Source organism: Maribacter corallii (assembly GCF_047345415.1).
In the GTDB taxonomy this organism is placed as follows: domain Bacteria; phylum Bacteroidota; class Bacteroidia; order Flavobacteriales; family Flavobacteriaceae; genus Maribacter_C.
Map to the genome: position 1 here is coordinate 435,523 of NZ_JBLFEP010000003.1, position 17,204 is coordinate 452,726.

Sequence of the window (17,204 nt, forward strand, 5' to 3'; positions counted from 1 at the left end):
CGCTGAGATGTGCGAATAAAAACCGGAATAGAACACGATAATGGAATTAAACAAATACAGTAAGAATGTAACCCAAGACCCAACACAGCCAGCGGCACAGGCCATGTTATACGCTATTGGGTTTACCGATGCGGATTTCGAAAAGCCACTGGTGGGTATTGCCAGTACAGGTTATGAGGGCAACCCCTGTAACATGCACTTGAACGATCTTGCAAAATTGGTGAAAGAGGGGGTGAACTCGAAAGAGACGGTCGGACTTATTTTCAATACCATCGGCATAAGTGATGGTATTTCGATGGGTACCCCTGGTATGCGTTTTTCCCTTCCTTCTCGTGATATCATCGCGGATTCAATGGAGGCCGTTGTTCAAGGGATGTCATACGATGGCTTGGTGACGGTAGTCGGATGCGATAAAAATATGCCTGGCGCTTTAATGGCGATGTTACGATTGAATCGCCCCGCTATTTTGGTTTATGGCGGAACAATTGCTTCGGGATGTCATAACGATAAGAAATTGGATATTGTCTCCGCTTTTGAAGCATGGGGCGAGAAAGTAGCCGGTACCATGGAAGAATCCGAGTTCAAATCGATTATTAAGAAGTCGATCCCGGGTGCGGGGGCCTGTGGAGGTATGTATACAGCCAATACTATGGCCTCGGCTATTGAGGCATTAGGAATGGCTTTGCCCTACAATTCTTCCAATCCTGCGATAAGTGACAACAAAGAGGCCGAGTGTGTGGCGGCAGGGAAGCAGATGCGAACACTCATTGAAAAGGACATCAAACCTTTGGACATCGTGACTCGAAAATCATTGGAAAACGCCATTAGACTTGTGACCATAACAGGAGGCTCTACCAATGCGGTGCTGCATTTTTTAGCAATTGCAAGAGCCGCCGATATTGAATTTACATTACAAGATTTTCAACATATCAGTGACACTACTCCGTTCATTGCCGATTTGAAACCTAGTGGAAAGTACTTGATGGAAGACGTGCACAGAGTGGGTGGAATACCGGCTTTGTTGAAATACCTATTGAAAAACGGCTTACTTCACGGTGATTGTATGACCGTTACAGGCAAGACTTTGGCCGAGAATTTGGCGGACGTTCCTGATCTGGAAGAAGGCCAAGATGTCATCCGCCCGCTAGACAAACCGATTAAGGCCACCGGGCATTTACGAATGTTATATGGCAATTTGGCCCAAAATGGTTCAGTAGCTAAAATTACAGGAAAAGAAGGACTGCGTTTTGAGGGAAAAGCCAAGGTTTTCAATAGTGAATACGATGCGAATGATGGCATTCGAACAGGACTTGTTCAAAAAGGAGACGTCGTAGTGATTCGCTATGAAGGTCCTAAAGGAGGTCCCGGTATGCCCGAAATGTTAAAACCGACCGCTGCCATTATGGGCGCTGGTCTAGGCAAGGAGGTTGCGTTGATTACTGATGGTCGCTTCTCCGGTGGTACGCACGGCTTTGTCGTAGGACATATTTCGCCCGAAGCGCAAGAAGGAGGAGTCATTGGACTCGTAGAGGATGGTGACACGATTACCATTGATGCGGAGACCAATTCGATAAATGTGGACGTTTCAGAGGAGGAACTGAAAAGACGAAAGGAAAACTGGGTAGAACCGGAGCTAAAATTTAAAAAAGGCGTGTTGTATAAGTATGCACGCTCTGTATCCTCGGCCGCACAGGGATGTGTAACCGATGAGTTTTAATAAAAAAGTACACAAAGTGATGACACGTATCTTACGGAGTCACTACGTCGTACTTGAACTTGAGTTTGGAATATGGAAACAGTAAAAGAAAAAAACCAATCCGCCAATGAGGCTAAGCCAAAGGCGGAACAGCAAAAAGGCACCCGTATGAGTGGGGCCGAAGCAATAATCCACTGCCTTTTGGCCGAAGGTGTCGATTTACTTTATGGGTACCCTGGTGGTGCGATAATGCCTGTTTATGATGAGCTCTACAAATTTCAGGATAAACTGACCCATATTCTAACACGACATGAACAAGGAGCGACCCATGCGGCCCAAGGCTATGCTAGGGTTTCGGGTAAGGTTGGTGTTGCCATGGCTACCTCAGGTCCCGGAGCAACCAATCTGGTCACCGGTTTGGCAGATGCGCAAATCGATTCGACCCCGATGGTCTGCTTGACAGGGCAAGTACCCAGGCATCTGTTGGGCTCCGATGCCTTTCAAGAAACGGATATCATCGGTATTTCAACACCGGTGACGAAATGGAATCACCAGATTACCAAGGCTTCGGAAATTCCCGAGGTAATGGCAAAGGCGTTTTATATCGCGAAATCTGGGCGTCCAGGCCCTGTTTTAGTGGATATTACAAAGAACGCCCAATTTGATGAGCTGGATTTTACCTATGAAAAATGTACCGGTGTGCGCAGTTATAAGCCCGTGCCGAAACCGGATATGAGTGCGATCAAAAGCGCTGCAAATAGTATCAATGCCGCCAAAAAGCCCTATATCGTTTGGGGTCAAGGCGTCATTCTAGGAGAGGCGGAAGAAGAATTGAAGGCGTTGATCGAAAAAGCAGGCATTCCTGCAGCATGGACCATCATGGGTGAATCTGCCATACCGACCAGTCATCCATTGAATGTGGGCATGGTAGGGATGCATGGAAATTACGGGCCGAATATACTCACCAATGAGTGTGACGTACTATTGGCCATCGGTATGCGATTTGATGACCGCGTTACGGGTAGTTTGGATACCTATGCCAAGCAGGCGAAGGTGATTCATTTTGAAATCGATCCAGCAGAAATCAATAAGAATGTAAAAGCCGATGTAGCCGTTTTGGGGAATGCGCGAGAAACCTTAAAACTATTGCTTCCGTTAATAAATGAAAATAGTCATGAGGCTTGGCATAATGTGTTTAAGGAAAAGTATCAAATTGAATTCGACACGGTCATCAAAAATGATATCCATCCGACAAAGCCTGGACTGACGATGGGTGAGGTAATCGAGGAAATCAATTTGGCGACCAAAAATAAGGCAGTTATCGTTACGGATGTAGGACAGCATCAAATGATCGCTTGTCGCTATGCCAAATTCGAGGATTCAAAGAGTAACATCACCTCAGGGGGATTAGGAACTATGGGTTTTGCCCTTCCGGCAGCCATCGGAGCCAAAATGGGGGCTATGGAGCGTGAGGTCGTTGCCATTATAGGTGATGGCGGATATCAAATGACCATACAAGAGTTGGGGGTCATATTCCAACATCAGATACCGGTGAAGATCGTAGTATTGAACAACGATCATCTTGGTATGGTCAGACAGTGGCAAGAACTGTTCTTCGAAAGCCGCTATGCATCCACGGTCATGGTGAATCCTGATTTCGTGAAAATCGCCGAGGGCTATCATATTGAGGCCAAATGTGTAAGCGAACGCAAAGATTTGAAATCGACCGTAGCCGAAATGATCGCTTCCGACAAACCCTATTTTTTAGAGGTGAAAGTCGAAAAAGAAGATAACGTGTTTCCAATGATTCCTTCAGGAGCGTCGGTTTCCGATATTCGATTGAAATAATAGCGATTAGAAAAACAGGTAAAAACAAAGAATACGCCATTTAGTAATATATAGATCCAGTGAACGATTCCTATATTTCGGATATTCCGAGCATACATTCTGAGATAGTCCGTAAATCCGAAGAAATCGGATTTACCATGTCATCTGACCTGTATATCGGAACACTGTTGAAAACACTTATGGCTTCCAAGCCAAAAGGAAGTTTTCTCGAATTGGGTACCGGGATCGGATTAAGCCTAGCATGGATGGTCGATGGTATGGGTGAAGAGGCACGCTTGACTACTGTTGACAATGATCCAGAACTTATTGAAATCGCGAAACACTATTTCGGGAACGATAATCGACTTGATATTGTCTGTGAAGATGGTGCCAAGTGGATAAAGGCACATAAAAATCTTGAGTTCGACTTGATTTTTGCCGATGCCTGGCCTGGAAAATACAGTGAAATCGATGACGTATTGCGCATGGTGAAGATCGGTGGGTTTTATATTATAGATGATATGAGAGCTCAGCCAAATTGGCCGGAAGGGCATGAGAACCACGTCAATAGATTGGTGGATTATTTAGAAAAACGAGATGATTTCAACCTGACCAAAATGAATTGGTCCACAGGTTTGATTATCGCGGTGCGAACAAAATAGTTGTGATATAAATAACATGGAAAAACAGTGGTTTACTATTTCGGTCTACTCCGAAAATAACGTAGGATTGTTGAATAGAATATCTGGAATATTCTTGAAAAGACACATCAATATCGAGAGTTTGAATGTTTCGAAATCGGAAATATCGGGCGTCTCGAAATTCACTATCGTCGTGCATATCACGGAGGACTGGACACGCAAGATAGTAGGGCAAATTGAAAAACAAATCGAGGTCATCAAAGCCTTTTACCATACGGATGAGGAGACCATTTATCAAGAATCGGCCTTATTTAAAATCGCGAGTAGCCTTTTGTTCGATGAGCGTCAAATTCAAAATATCATCAAAGAGAGCAATTCACAGATCGTAACGGTCTCACGCGATTTTTTCGTTTTGGCGAAGACAGGAAGAAAACACGAAATCGATGAAATGCACGACCTTTTTGAACCCTTTGGCATCATGCAATTTGTGCGTTCGGGTAGAATTGCCGTCACAAAATCGGAAATGAGAATTACGGCAATGTTAAATGAATTTCAAGAACAAGAATAATTAAATAATAACCTTAATATACATTTTCCCGATACGGGAAGACACAAAGAGAATACTATTATGGCAAATTACTTCAATACGCTATCCTTAAGGGACCAATTGACCCAACTCGGTAAATGTCGATTCATGGAGTCAAACGAATTTTCTGATGGCGTATCCGCACTTAAAGGAAAGAAAATCGTAATTGTAGGGTGCGGGGCACAAGGATTGAACCAAGGACTCAACATGCGCGATTCAGGATTAGATATCTCCTATACGTTACGTGAAGCTGCGATTTCAGAGAAAAGACAGTCCTATTTAAACGCGACGGAAAACGGGTTTACAGTTGGCAGTTATGAAGAATTGATTCCGAATGCCGATGTAGTCATTAACCTTACTCCTGATAAGCAACATACCAATGTGGTGAGTACGGTGATGCCCTTAATGAAACAAGGCGCAACACTTTCGTATTCCCATGGCTTCAATATTGTAGAGGAAGGAATGCAGATTCGGGAAGATTTGACGGTCATTATGGTAGCACCCAAATGTCCGGGTTCTGAAGTACGTGAAGAATACAAAAGAGGGTTCGGGGTACCGACCTTGATTGCAGTGCACCCCGACAACGACCCACAAGGTAAGGGATTGGAGCAGGCGAAGGCCTATGCCGTGGGTACAGGAGGCCATCGGGCCGGTGTTTTGGAATCGTCTTTCGTTGCCGAGGTCAAATCCGATTTGATGGGTGAGCAGACCATTCTCTGTGGTTTATTGCAGACCGGAAGTATTCTGTGCTTCGATAAGATGATCGAAAAAGGAGTGAATGCCGGTTACGCATCCAAATTGATCCAATACGGATGGGAAACCGTTACGGAAGGGATGAAGTATGGTGGAATAACCAATATGATGGACCGCCTATCCAACCCGGCGAAAATAAAGGCCTTTGAACTTTCAGAGGAATTAAAGGATATCATGCGCCCATTGTTCCACAAGCACATGGATGATATCATGACCGGACACTTCTCGAAAACCATGATGGAAGACTGGGCCAATGACGATAAAAATCTATTGGGGTGGAGAGCTGCCACTGGGGAGACCGCATTTGAAAAGACACCCGCAGCCGATGTGGAGATTTCCGAACAAGAATATTATGACAATGGGGTGTTGATGGTAGCCATGGTCAGGGCAGGAGTAGAGCTGGCTTATGAAAGTATGACCGAATCCGGAATCATCGGTGAGTCCGCTTATTATGAGTCCTTGCATGAAACGCCTTTGATTGCCAATACCATTGCCAGAAAGAAACTGTTTGAAATGAACCGTGTCATTTCGGATACCGCTGAATACGGATGTTATTTGTTCGACCATGCGTGTAAACCGTTATTGGCCGATTTTATGACAAAAATAGATACCGATGTCATCGGTAAGGGGTATGGTGAAGGTAATGGCGTGGATAATGCCAAATTGATTCACGTCAATAAAGTACTTAGAGAGCATCCGGTAGAAATCGTGGGGGCGCGCCTTAGGGAGTCCATGACCGCGATGAAGCCAATCGTATAGGCCTTTTTCTTAAGTCTATCAGTGGATAGGCGAGTTCCCCCCATAAGGGAAAGGGCAATAAGGACCCACGGGTTTCCTGTGGGTCTTTTAAATTTATGGAAATTTGAAAAACGCATCGAGATGAACACACCTGAAATACCTGCAGCTTACCAAATCACTGAAACCATCGATCAACGACAGTATTTGGTCGACGGAACACTCAAAGAATGGTCGGGTAAAACAGCGGAAGTCTATTCGACGATTTCGGTTACGGAAAGCTACGCCCCCACCTTTTTGGGCAGCGCCCCTGATATGGGCGAAACGGAAGCATTGGAGGCATTGGAAGCCGCTGTTCGGGCCTACGGAAAAGGTCAAGGCGCTTGGCCCACCATGCGTGTCAGGGACCGGATTTCCTGTATGGAGCGTTTTGTCGAGAAAATGAAGACCAAACGCGAAGAAGTGGTCAAACTGCTCATGTGGGAAATCGGGAAAACATTGCCCGATTCCGAAAAGGAGTTCGATCGTACCGTCGAATACATCAATGATACCATAGAGAACTATAAGAACCTAGATCGAGACTCCGCCAAATTCCAAAAGAAATCGGAGGTGTTGGCACATATTAGAAGAGGTCCGCTCGGGGTCGTACTCTGTTTAGGGCCCTATAACTATCCACTAAACGAAACCTTTTGTTTGCTGATACCTGCCATATTAATGGGCAATACGGCCGTTTTTAAACCCGCGAAGATCGGGGTATTGCTGATAACCCCTTTATTAGAGGCCTTTCAAGAAAGTTTTCCCAAAGGGGTAGTCAATGTTGTATTCGGGCGAGGCAGGGCCATTGCAGGGCCGATTATGAAGACCGGTAAAGTGGATGTACTCGCGCTAATCGGTCATAGTTCCTCTGCAAACGCTTTACAGGAACAGCATCCGAAGAGCAACCGCCTGCGGCTCGTATTGGGACTTGAAGCTAAAAATCCTGCCATTGTGCTACCGGATGCCGATTTGGATTTGACGATCGATGAATGTCTGGCGGGCACCCTTTCCTTTAACGGACAACGGTGTACGGCCTTAAAAGTGGTTTATGTACATGAAGAAATCGTGGAGGAGTTCAACGAACGTTTTAGCGCAGCAGTAGACAAACTTCCGTTTGGCAACCCCTGGGAGAAAGGCGTGAAGCTCACCCCTTTGCCCGAAGCCGGAAAGCCAGCCTATATTCAAGAATTATTGGACGACGCCATTGAAAAAGGAGCCAAGGTGCTGAATGAAAAAGGCGGGCAACATTTTGATAATTACATCTGGCCTGCTGTGGTCTATCCAGTAACCAAGGATATGCGAGTCTATCAAGAAGAGCAATTTGGGCCGATTATTCCCATTTTGGCTTTCAACGATATTGAACAACCATTGGATGATATGGCCGAGAGTAATTATGGACAACAAGTGAGCCTGTTCGGTAAGGATGTCTATACCCTAGCTCCCTTGATCGACACCCTGGCCAACTTGGTTTGCCGTGTCAATCTGAATAGCTCGTGTCAACGTGGTCCGGATGTGTATCCGTTTACTGGCAGAAAAGATTCGGCTGTGGCGACGTTAAGTGTTCATGATGCCCTGCGGTCCTTTTCGATTCGAACTTTTGTGGCTTCAAAAGACAATGCGCTCAACAATGAGATTCTTGAGAAATTGTTGGAGACACGGCTGTCCAATTTTGTGAGCACGGATTATATTCTTTAAAACATTTTTTAATCGCTGGAAACCTGTTTTGAGGTTGCCAAGGCGATGACCCGTCCTTGGTTGCCGACCGCATTGTAGAAGTGGTAGACGATACCGTTCCATTTGATGACCCATGGCTTGTGTGCATATTCCCTATCGTAATCCTTCGATGGCGCGATTAGGTCTGGTCCGGTCCAATCTGTCCAGTTGATCAGGTCATACGAACAAGCAAAACGTTCAAAAGCTCCAGGTTTCCAAAAGGCACCAAAATAGAACATTACGTACACATCATTGATTTTGGTAATTTGAGCATCCCCGCAAATACCTTTTTTACGCGTGATTACGGGATCTTCACCATAGCGTTTCCAATTTAACATATCATCTGAGACAGCCATACCTATACTTTCAAAATCCCCATCTCCTTTCGCATTGTAGAACATCACGAAGGGGCTGCCCGTATGTGAGAGCGTGTCTTTAATGACGAGACTCTTGTAGATGGTTTTGTTTTCGAACCAACGGGCATCTTCATCATTCGGTGAAAGCACTGGCGCCTGTTTCGTCTTCCATAGCTGCACCTGCGTCAGGTCGTCGGTCTGTGCCAGACCAATTTTCAAGACACCCTTTTCATATCCGCTGCTATTGCCGCCCAAATAGGTCATCCAATACGAATCTTTGTAGTTTTCAACGCCATAATCCCCTCCCCAATCATACTGGACTAAAGAGACATAACCTGCCTTTTGATTGGCATCCCAAGTGTTTTGGGTAAACGATAAAAGTTTGCCTTTTGATTCCCATTGGAGCAAATCCGGACTTTGCGCTAGCCAAGTCTCATAGCCTTGCCCGTCAAAAACAATATAGGTCATGTGCCATTGGCCATCTTTTCGGAAAATAGTTGGGGAGTCGATCAATTTGGTGGTATCAGGGTGCTGAAAAACTACCCCGTATTTATATGGGGTTTTGATGGTATCGTAGATGTCCTCCATAGTGGAAGGTGAAACAAGCTTTAGACTCCTGCTCTTTTGCCCACCACAGGCGTAGAGGATAAGAATACCTGTCAACAGAACCGAAAATATGCCGAGTGTCCTCATTCGACCAATTCTTTTGTTGTCCAGTTGCGTACACCCACTTTTTTTGCCCAATCCTGCCATAGCTGTTCCATTTCCTTTACTTTTTCGGGCATTTGAAGTGATAGGTCTTTGGTTTCGGTTCGGTCGGAGTTCATATCATATAGTTCCCAGGCATATTCGCTCTGCTCATTCCATTTTGAAACCAGTTTGTAGTTCCCGGACCGGACGGCCTTGTTGCCTTCATGTTCCCAAAAGAGCGTGCGTTCTTGCAACGGCTTTTTTTCAAAAGAAGGTGCCAAAGAGATGCCCTCCATGGGCACAATTGAATTCGTATGATAGTTTTTTGGATAGTTGGCATTGGCCACATCCACGCAGGTGGCCATAATATCGATGAGATGTCCGGGTTGGTTTCGGAATTCATTTTTTGAGGCAATACCTTTAGGCCAGTGTACGATTAAGGGAGTGGCGATGCCCCCTTCGTGAACCCAGTGTTTGTACATCCGAAACGGAATATTGCTCGCGTTGGCCCAAGGTTTTCCATAGCCGAGATAGGTGTCGGCAGTTCCGGGTTGAAGGCCTATTCCAGATAGTACGGGTTTTCCGTCCCGTGTGTATTTAGGAACCATTTGGGTCTGTAGTTCATCGTCGCCCATGGGTCGAATCGAATCCATTGATACGTCCTTGTGATTTGGCTCGATTTGCGCACGAAAACCAAATTCTTCCGCACAACCGCCATTGTCCTGTAGAAAGAAGACCAAGGTATTTTCCTGAAGTCCCTTGGCTTCCAAAGCACTCATGATACGCCCGATGCCTTGATCCATATTATCGACCATGGCCGCGTAGACTTCCATGAGCGAGCTGTACCAATCTTGATGTGGTGTTTCCTCCCAATCGGGTATGCCATCCTTTTCAGGTAACGGCCATTCAGGTCTTAGTAGCCCTAAGTCTAGCATCTGAGTGTACTTTTCCACTCGCATCACATCCCAGCCCGAATCAAATTTCCCTTTATATTTTGCAATGTCCGTTGGTTTTGCGTGCATCGGCCAGTGCGCCGCGGTATACGGCACATAGAGAAAAAATGGAGTATCTGGCTCGTTATTTTCAATAAAGGAGACGGCATTGTCCGAGATCGCATCGGTATAATAGAAATCTTTTGATGGTGCTATGAAATCATTGTCGCGTGTCAGTGAATTGGGGTCATAAAAACTTCCCGCTCCGTGAATGGTACCAAAGAATCGATCAAACCCGCGTTGCAAGGGCCAATTTTCCTTAGAGGGATGCGCTTCATTGGGCTTATATGGAGTCACGTGCCATTTTCCGGACATATACGTTGCATAACCGGCTTGTCGTAAAACTTCGGCAATCGTTACGGCTTTTGCGCTCAAATCGCCATTATAAATATCATTTCCATGATCATTGACCATATGGCCGATTCCCGCTTGATGCGGATAAACACCAGTTAACAAGGCCGCCCGCGAAGGACAACAGCGAGCAGTATTATAAAATTGGGTATAGCGTAAGCCGTTTTCGGCCAAACCATCCAACACAGGGGTTTCGATGACCCCTCCAAAGCATCCGATATCCGAATATCCCATGTCGTCGGACATGATCAAGACAATATTGGGACGCTCGTCCTTGGAAGCGGGTGCTCCACAACCAACTAACAATAATGCGATCCATCCGAAATAAAAATACTTCCATTTTGACATCAGTAGCGGCTTATGGGTTATCTAGATTTTGAAGTTAACTGATTTCAGAGAAAATTCGACCTTGGTTTCGTAAAAAGAACAGGCAGATTCAAGACTTAGAACTAGACCATAGTCCGTGACTCCATAAGTACTACCTCATACAAACACTTTTAGATCAATTTCTCTGTTTCAGATGCTTTAGAGGTTTATTCTTACTGTTTCTTCATGGCTTTTCGCCAAAACGGAAAACAGATGGATGGCCCTGAGGTATTTTTAACGTAAAACATGCATGTCTTAGGTTTTCTTTGGCAAGAATTGTTTCCGGTTTTGACAAAACTTGGTTAAGTTTGAATGTCCCCCATGGCATGTTTTGTATACTAAAACAGTCCTTTTTTCAGTTATGGATATACCAGATGCGGCTTGGTCCGTATCATACCAAACCTTAAACTTGACCTGTGAGTAAATTAAAATTCTTGGTTGGCGGTGTTGTAGTCATCGCAGCCTTGTTTACGGTATTGGCACTTAATGTGCTGAAGAGCGAATCTGCACGCGAGGCAAAAGACATCGGCGTAGAAGTGATGACCACACGTATTTCGGTCTCCAAAAAAGAAATCAAATTATATAGATCACGTCAAGAAAGGCTTCAAAAAGCCTTGGCAGGATATTTTAAAAAAGCGATACAATCAGGAACCATGGTAGGTGCCGGGGTTAGTATCGTAAAAGGTGATTCCATTTTGATTTCCGAGGGGTATGGCAAGCGAAGCATTGGAGGCGCTGCCGGGGTCGATGGAGAAACCGTATTTCGGCTAGGTTCCCTTTCAAAGGGATTCGGTGGGGTCTTGATGGCAGATCTAAAACAAGAGGGGCAATTGGACTTCAATGACAAGGTAGTCGAATACCTGCCCGAGTTCAAATTTGGGGATGAACAACATACCCAAAAAGTAAAGCTATCCCATATTTTATCGCATACGTCAGGAACACCCTATCACAGCTTTACCAATTTGGTAGAGGCCGGACTTTCCGTAGAAAAAATTGCATCACGTTTCAATGAAGTAAAGCCGATAAGTGAACCGGGGCAAATGTACAGTTATCAAAATGCCATGTTTTCCTTAAGTCAGGAAGTAGTGCGGCGGGCGACAGGTAAAGATGTCAAGACCCTCTTGCGCAAACGCTTTTTCGAGCCGCTGGGAATGTCTTCCATATCGATGGACCATAGTACACTACTGGAGAGCGACAATGTGGCCATGCCGCATTCCAAAAGGCGAAAGGGATGGAGAAGTTTACCTCTACGGGATCGATATTACAACGCAGTCGTCGCAGGTGGAATCAACGCAAGCTCCCTCGATATGGCCAAATGGATGCGCTTCTTGTTGGGGCATCGGCCCGAGGTGATGCCAAAAGATGCGATACAAGATGTCTTTGAACCTTTTGTCGCCTTGAACTACAATAACAAGTACTACCAACGTTGGCAGGGTCATGTACAGTCCTCTTATGGGTTTGGATGGCGCATACATGAGTTTCAGCAATCGGATTCCCCTAAAAAAACGACCGTTTGGCACCATGGTGGCAGTGTGAACAACTACCGAAACGAAATCGCCCTTTTTCCTGATACCGATCTGGGTATTTGTGTGCTTTTGAATGGGAATTCAAAATTGGCCCGAAACGTGATTCCGGATTTGTATAGGATTGTCAAAGATATCCAAGATCAATTCCCTGCAGAATAGCCAGGTATCTTCAATTAAATAGACCCCTTTGAGTTTCAAGACACTAAGGTGTGGCAATTTGTTTCTGGTGTAAAATCCTTCTATATTTAGCAATCACTAGCTATCAAAAGAAAATACATGGTCAAAATAGCCTATATCGGTGCAGGCAGCTTGCAATTCGGACCGATAATCGTGCAAGACATTTTAATGAGCACGACACTATGTAAGAATGGTTTGGAGATTCATCTCATGGATATCGAGAAAAACCATTTGGACCATGTGGTCAAACATGGCGAATATGTCAATGAGAAGCTGAAGCGCCAAGCCCATATTATTGCTACTACAGACAGGGATGAAGCCATTAAAGGAGCTGATTTTGTTATTTGTGCTCTTGAAAAAGACCGAAATGTCTATTGGGCGCAGGATTTTCATATTCCCAGAAAGTATGGTTTCAAACAAGTTTACGGCGAAAATGGGGGAGTTGGCTCGCTCTTTCATGCACTGCGAAATATAAAGGTGATTATGGATTTGGCCCGCAGCATGGAAAGGTTATGCCCAAATGCGATGCTTTTGAACTTCTCCAATCCGGAACATAAAATATGTGAGGCGGTAACACGATTGACCACAATACAAACTGTGGGCCTATGCCATGGTGTTTTTATGGGGCGTGAACAGTTATCCGAATTATTACAGGTTCCCCTAGATGAATTACAAACCAAAGCATGTGGTATGAATCACTTCACATGGTTTCAAGAGATTAAGCATAAATCTACAGGTGAGGATTTGTACCCGAAATTACGAGCTGTCGAACAAGAAGGCGATTGGTTGGCGAAATGGCATGAATTGGCCTTGGGCAGAATTCTGTTTCGCAGATTCGGACAGTGGCCTTCACCCGCTTCCAATCATTATGGGGAATATATTCGTTGGGCAGAAGAATTTGTGATTCCGCAATTGCAATTTTTCTATGACCCTTCGGATGGTCATCCTTGGGAAAACAATCAAATTCCGGAAGGCGTGTATACCGTTGATCGGGTGGATTATGAACGGAAATGGACCAAAGACTGGACTAAGAAATTACTACCGGTAGGAAGTACGGAAGAACTGCAACTACAGAACGAAGATGGTAGCTTTAAGAGTTCTGGTGAGATAGCCACGCAAATTATGGAATCGGTTATTAGTAATGAAAGGCAATGGCTTGAAGCGGTCAATGTACCGAATAAAGGAGCTATTCCGAATCTACCCGATAATTTAGTGGTGGAGCTTCCGGCTTATTGCGATACTGACGGAATTCAGCCTGTTGCGATGCAGCCGATACCCGAAGGTATAGCGGCAACAATTCGCTTGCATGCCAGTATTCATCAACTTCTGGTAGAGGCCTATGATGAACAATCAAAGGATAAATTGTTGCAAGCTATTCTTATTGAACCTACGGTAGACTCTTATCGAAATGCCATTGATATGTGCAATGAAATGTTGACCTTGCAAAAAGAGGTATTACCTCCGCTCCATTAAATGCATAGAGATCTCCAACTCCAAAAACTAGCTGCCTATGGGACTTGAATTCCTAGATTGGGCCGTGATTTTTGCATACCTGCTATTGGCAATAGGTCTCGCCTTTTTTGTCGTAAAGCACAAATCGAAGAACATAACGGATTTTTTTGTAGCAGGTCGCAATTTGCCTTGGTGGCTTTTGGGAACTTCAATTGCTGCGACCTGGTTTGCCACAGATGCTCCGTTGGCGGTCACTGCCTTAGTTCGCAGTAAAGGTATTTATGGCAATTGGCTATGGTGGTATTTGGGCGCAGGTATTATGATGATGGTATTCTTTTATGCCAAATATTGGCGTAGAGCTGAGATTTTGACTGATGCCGAAATGATCGAACTGCGCTACAGTGGTAAATCGGCTTCCGTGCTTCGAGGGTTTACGGCCGCTTTTTTCGGAGTTTTCAAAAACTGCATTTCCATGGGATGGGTGATTCTCGCCATGCTCAAATTTTCGAATATTATGCTAGGCTGGAGTGCTGAATTCGCTCTCGGTATTACCTTGACGTTTGCCTTAGTGCACACACTGACTTCAGGCATTAAAGGTGTGGTGATTTTAGATATGCTGCATTTTTCCGCAGGCGTCATTAGTACGATGATACTTGCAGTTTTGGTACTTATTCAAGTCGGGGGGCCAACGGCACTGGCTACTCAAATTGCCGCAAGATCCGATGCGCCGGCGGGTGTGTTGGACATGTTTCCCGATTTGTCCCATATCGGGGCTACCGAGATGATCGCTTTTGTATGCCTTATTGGTGTACTATGGTTGGGGCAAGCACAGGGCGATGGCTATATTGTACAACGCTTATTTTCTGCCCGTACCGAAAAACATGCGATCAAAGCTTCACTTTGGTTTGCGGTGGCAGGTGTCGTGATCTTGACATGGCCATGGATTGTGGTCGGTCTTGGTTCCATTGTTATTTTACCCATTTCAGAGGCTTCGGAAGCACTTTTGGCCGACCCTGAATTAGCCTATCCAATGATGATCAATGCGGTCTTGCCCGTCGGCCTCAAGGGACTTTTAGTCGCAGCCTTTATGGCTGCTTTTATGAGTACCATTGATACGCATTTGTGTTGGGGCGGGTCGTATATGGTAAATGATATTTACAAACGGTTTATGAATACAAAAGGAGATGACCGCCATTATTTATTGGTGTCTCGAGTGAGTATTGTACTGTTATTGTTGCTTTCGGCCATCGCTGCATGGCAAATGGATAGTATTGCAGGCGCATGGATATATATCATTGAAATTGTGTCCGGTATTGCCATTATATTGATGCTTCGTTGGTTTTGGTGGCGTATCAATGCTTGGTCCGAAATTGCAAGTATGGTCTCGGCTCTGGTGCTGGCCAACGGGTTTTTATGGGTGAAATGGATGCATAGCTTTGGGTGGATCAATGACAAGGCCTTGACCGTGGTCAATGGATGGTATCAAGATGACGTGGCTCTAATCAGGGCCACGGTCATTCTTTTACTGTGTACGGTTATTAGTTTGGTGGTCACCTTCGTTACGAAACCGGTGGACAACGAAAAGCTACTTGCTTTTTATATCAAAGTTCGTCCAAAAGGATGGTGGAAGCCTATAGCCGAACAAGTTCCCGAGCTCGTGGATAAAAGTAGCTCACGGGATTCTTGGTTGGGTTTTGTCTTTGGCGTAATATTTTTAAATAGTATTTTATTTAGTGTAGGTCATTTGGTATTAGGTAGTTATAGTATTGCACTGGTATTGATACTTGTGGGTATAGTATGTGGCTGGATTACCCTGAAATTAGTGGAATCGGCTAAAACAAAAGAGGTCTCATGAGAATCCAATACTTCGAAAGTGAGGAAACTATGGGGCAGCAAGCGGCCGAGTTGGTTTTACAGGAAGTAAAGCGCAAAACGAATGCCCTGCTCTGTACAGCCACCGGAAGTTCTCCAAAACCTCTTTATCGTCATTTGGCAAAGCATGACAAGTTCTTTGCCAATGCAAGAATCATTCCCTTGGATGAATGGATCGGACTTTCCTCTACCGAAGGTTCATGTCATTCATACATCAACGATTATATACTACAACCCTTGAAAATTCCGATAGCGCGCTACCTAAGCTTTAATGTAAATGTGAAATCCCTGGAACGGGAATGTAAACGAGTTCAGGAATGGTTGAATCGCGAGGGCCCCATTGACCTTTGTATTCTAGGTCTGGGAAAGAACGGGCATCTCGGTTTTAATGAACCCGCAGATGAACTACAACCGCATTGTCATATCGCAAACCTGACCCCTGAATCGCAAGGACACCATATGATAAGAGGCGCTGAGTCAAAACCAGCTCAGGGATTGACCCTTGGAATCCAGGATATTCTAGCTGCCAAAAAAATCATACTCTTGGTATCAGGAGCGCATAAAAAAGACGCTACGGAACAACTGCTATCCGGTAAAATCACTACTAACTGCCCCGCGACCTGGCTTTGGAAGCATGATAATGTGGATTGTCTTATCTTGAAAGGGAAAACTAAAAAGTATGTTCAACAATTTTAAGAACAAGGTGGCCATAGTCACCGGGGCCGCATCTGGACTAGGGATGGCTATTGCCCATAAGTTATCCGAACACGGAGTCGAATTGGCCCTATTGGATAAAAACGAGGACACTTTATTGGGCTTGCAGGCCTCTTTGCAAAACCCGAATGAGGTGTATCCGATAGATATTACGGACGAACAGCAGGTTAAAACCACCATTCAATCGATACATCAACGATTTGGAGCTGTTCATATCTTGATCAATAGTGCAGGGATTGTGGGGGAAACCAACGTAAAAAGTCATTTGGCGGCAACTGAGAACATTAAAGCCGTAATGGATGTTAACTATGTCGGCAGTTTTTTGACCAGTAAATATTGCTTACCGCTCATGCTGCAACAAGACTATGGTCGAATATTGCATATCGCTTCCATTGCCGGAAAAGAGGGCAATGCCGGTATGTTGGCCTATTCGGCATCGAAAGCTGCCGTAATCGCCATGACCAAAGTTCAGGGAAAGGAATATGCAGAAACCGGTATTACCGTGAACGCCTTGGCTCCGGCCGTGATTCGAACGGCAATGGTAGCGCAAATGCCCGACGAGCAGGTGAAGTATATGACGGATAAAATCCCGATGAAACGTTGCGGTACCTTGGACGAATTGGCCCATATGGCGTTATTCATCGTTAGCAAGGAAAATAGTTTTTCCACCGGATTCACCTTTGATCTGTCAGGTGGTCGGGCGACATACTAAGAATATTTC

At 45.0% G+C, this 17,204-nt stretch carries 13 protein-coding genes; 11 read left to right on the forward strand and 2 right to left on the reverse strand.

The genetic code is table 11. From position 1 onward, the window contains the following. The first annotated feature begins 40 nt into the window (after nucleotides 1-40). From ilvD to ACKWCA_RS11885, 6 genes are all read left to right on the forward strand, one after another. Nucleotides 41-1,717, forward strand: coding sequence for a dihydroxy-acid dehydratase (gene ilvD, locus ACKWCA_RS11860; RefSeq protein ID WP_413978411.1), 1,677 nt, complete (start codon nucleotides 41-43; stop codon nucleotides 1,715-1,717). A 72-nt stretch (nucleotides 1,718-1,789) separates the two neighbouring features. Beyond that, nucleotides 1,790-3,544, forward strand: coding sequence for a biosynthetic-type acetolactate synthase large subunit (gene ilvB, locus ACKWCA_RS11865; RefSeq protein ID WP_413978412.1), 1,755 nt, complete (start codon nucleotides 1,790-1,792; stop codon nucleotides 3,542-3,544). Nucleotides 3,545-3,603: 59 nt separating this feature from the next. Then, entirely contained in the window at nucleotides 3,604-4,185 is a 582-nt protein-coding gene (locus ACKWCA_RS11870) for an O-methyltransferase (protein WP_413978413.1), read from the forward strand. A 16-nt stretch (nucleotides 4,186-4,201) separates the two neighbouring features. After that, complete coding sequence (gene ilvN / locus ACKWCA_RS11875; protein ID WP_413978414.1) at nucleotides 4,202-4,732, forward strand: acetolactate synthase small subunit; 531 nt, start codon at nucleotides 4,202-4,204, stop codon at nucleotides 4,730-4,732. A gap of 60 nt (nucleotides 4,733-4,792) precedes the next feature. Next, nucleotides 4,793-6,262, forward strand: coding sequence for a ketol-acid reductoisomerase (gene ilvC / locus ACKWCA_RS11880; RefSeq protein WP_413978415.1), 1,470 nt, complete (start codon nucleotides 4,793-4,795; stop codon nucleotides 6,260-6,262). A gap of 120 nt (nucleotides 6,263-6,382) precedes the next feature. Beyond that, nucleotides 6,383-7,969, forward strand: a complete 1,587-nt coding sequence (locus tag ACKWCA_RS11885) for an NADP-dependent glyceraldehyde-3-phosphate dehydrogenase (protein ID WP_413978416.1) — start codon at nucleotides 6,383-6,385, stop codon at nucleotides 7,967-7,969. 8 nt (nucleotides 7,970-7,977) lie between these two features. On the opposite strand, the gene ACKWCA_RS11890 is transcribed toward ACKWCA_RS11885, so the two are convergent. Both ACKWCA_RS11890 and ACKWCA_RS11895 read right to left on the reverse strand, forming a co-directional pair. Then, nucleotides 7,978-9,036, reverse strand: coding sequence for a glycoside hydrolase family protein (locus ACKWCA_RS11890; protein ID WP_413978417.1), 1,059 nt, complete (start codon nucleotides 9,034-9,036; stop codon nucleotides 7,978-7,980). Further along, nucleotides 9,033-10,724: an arylsulfatase gene (locus ACKWCA_RS11895; protein WP_413978418.1), complete on the reverse strand. Its 1,692-nt coding sequence runs from the start codon at nucleotides 10,722-10,724 to the stop codon at nucleotides 9,033-9,035. The genes ACKWCA_RS11890 and ACKWCA_RS11895 overlap by 4 nt, the downstream gene beginning before the upstream one ends. Nucleotides 10,725-11,158: 434 nt before the next feature. Here ACKWCA_RS11895 and ACKWCA_RS11900 point away from each other — a divergent pair, with 434 nt between their 5' ends. The 5 genes from ACKWCA_RS11900 to ACKWCA_RS11920 all read left to right on the forward strand — a co-directional run bounded on the left by ACKWCA_RS11900 (nucleotide 11,159) and on the right by ACKWCA_RS11920 (nucleotide 17,195). Continuing rightward, nucleotides 11,159-12,427 (forward strand): serine hydrolase domain-containing protein, encoded by a 1,269-nt coding sequence (locus ACKWCA_RS11900; RefSeq protein ID WP_413978419.1) that lies wholly within the window; start codon nucleotides 11,159-11,161, stop codon nucleotides 12,425-12,427. A 117-nt stretch (nucleotides 12,428-12,544) separates the two neighbouring features. Continuing rightward, the gene (locus tag ACKWCA_RS11905; RefSeq protein WP_413978420.1) at nucleotides 12,545-13,918 is read left to right on the forward strand and encodes a family 4 glycosyl hydrolase; all 1,374 of its coding nucleotides are present in this window, start codon (nucleotides 12,545-12,547) and stop codon (nucleotides 13,916-13,918) included. Nucleotides 13,919-13,955: 37 nt separating this feature from the next. Next, nucleotides 13,956-15,752, forward strand: a complete 1,797-nt coding sequence (locus tag ACKWCA_RS11910; protein WP_413978421.1) for a sodium:solute symporter family protein — start codon at nucleotides 13,956-13,958, stop codon at nucleotides 15,750-15,752. Then, complete coding sequence (locus ACKWCA_RS11915) at nucleotides 15,749-16,465, forward strand: galactosamine-6-phosphate isomerase (RefSeq protein ID WP_413978422.1); 717 nt, start codon at nucleotides 15,749-15,751, stop codon at nucleotides 16,463-16,465. The genes ACKWCA_RS11910 and ACKWCA_RS11915 overlap by 4 nt, the downstream gene beginning before the upstream one ends. Further along, nucleotides 16,449-17,195 (forward strand): SDR family NAD(P)-dependent oxidoreductase, encoded by a 747-nt coding sequence (locus ACKWCA_RS11920; protein ID WP_413978423.1) that lies wholly within the window; start codon nucleotides 16,449-16,451, stop codon nucleotides 17,193-17,195. The genes ACKWCA_RS11915 and ACKWCA_RS11920 overlap by 17 nt, the downstream gene beginning before the upstream one ends. The last annotated feature ends 9 nt before the right edge of the window (nucleotides 17,196-17,204 follow it).

Excerpts from the sequence above, each read along its gene's own strand:
- ilvD (WP_413978411.1), top strand. The coding sequence starts at position 41 with ATGGAATTAAACAAATACAGTAAGAATGTAACCCAAGACCCAACACAG.
- ilvB (WP_413978412.1), top strand. The coding sequence starts at position 1,790 with ATGGAAACAGTAAAAGAAAAAAACCAATCCGCCAATGAGGCTAAGCCA.
- ilvN (WP_413978414.1), top strand. The coding sequence starts at position 4,202 with ATGGAAAAACAGTGGTTTACTATTTCGGTCTACTCCGAAAATAACGTA.
- ilvC (WP_413978415.1), top strand. The coding sequence starts at position 4,793 with ATGGCAAATTACTTCAATACGCTATCCTTAAGGGACCAATTGACCCAA.
- ACKWCA_RS11885 (WP_413978416.1), top strand. The coding sequence starts at position 6,383 with ATGAACACACCTGAAATACCTGCAGCTTACCAAATCACTGAAACCATC.
- ACKWCA_RS11890 (WP_413978417.1), bottom strand. The coding sequence starts at position 9,036 with ATGAGGACACTCGGCATATTTTCGGTTCTGTTGACAGGTATTCTTATC.
- ACKWCA_RS11895 (WP_413978418.1), bottom strand. The coding sequence starts at position 10,724 with ATGTCAAAATGGAAGTATTTTTATTTCGGATGGATCGCATTATTGTTA.
- ACKWCA_RS11905 (WP_413978420.1), top strand. The coding sequence starts at position 12,545 with ATGGTCAAAATAGCCTATATCGGTGCAGGCAGCTTGCAATTCGGACCG.
- ACKWCA_RS11910 (WP_413978421.1), top strand. The coding sequence starts at position 13,956 with ATGGGACTTGAATTCCTAGATTGGGCCGTGATTTTTGCATACCTGCTA.
- ACKWCA_RS11915 (WP_413978422.1), top strand. The coding sequence starts at position 15,749 with ATGAGAATCCAATACTTCGAAAGTGAGGAAACTATGGGGCAGCAAGCG.
- ACKWCA_RS11920 (WP_413978423.1), top strand. The coding sequence starts at position 16,449 with ATGTTCAACAATTTTAAGAACAAGGTGGCCATAGTCACCGGGGCCGCA.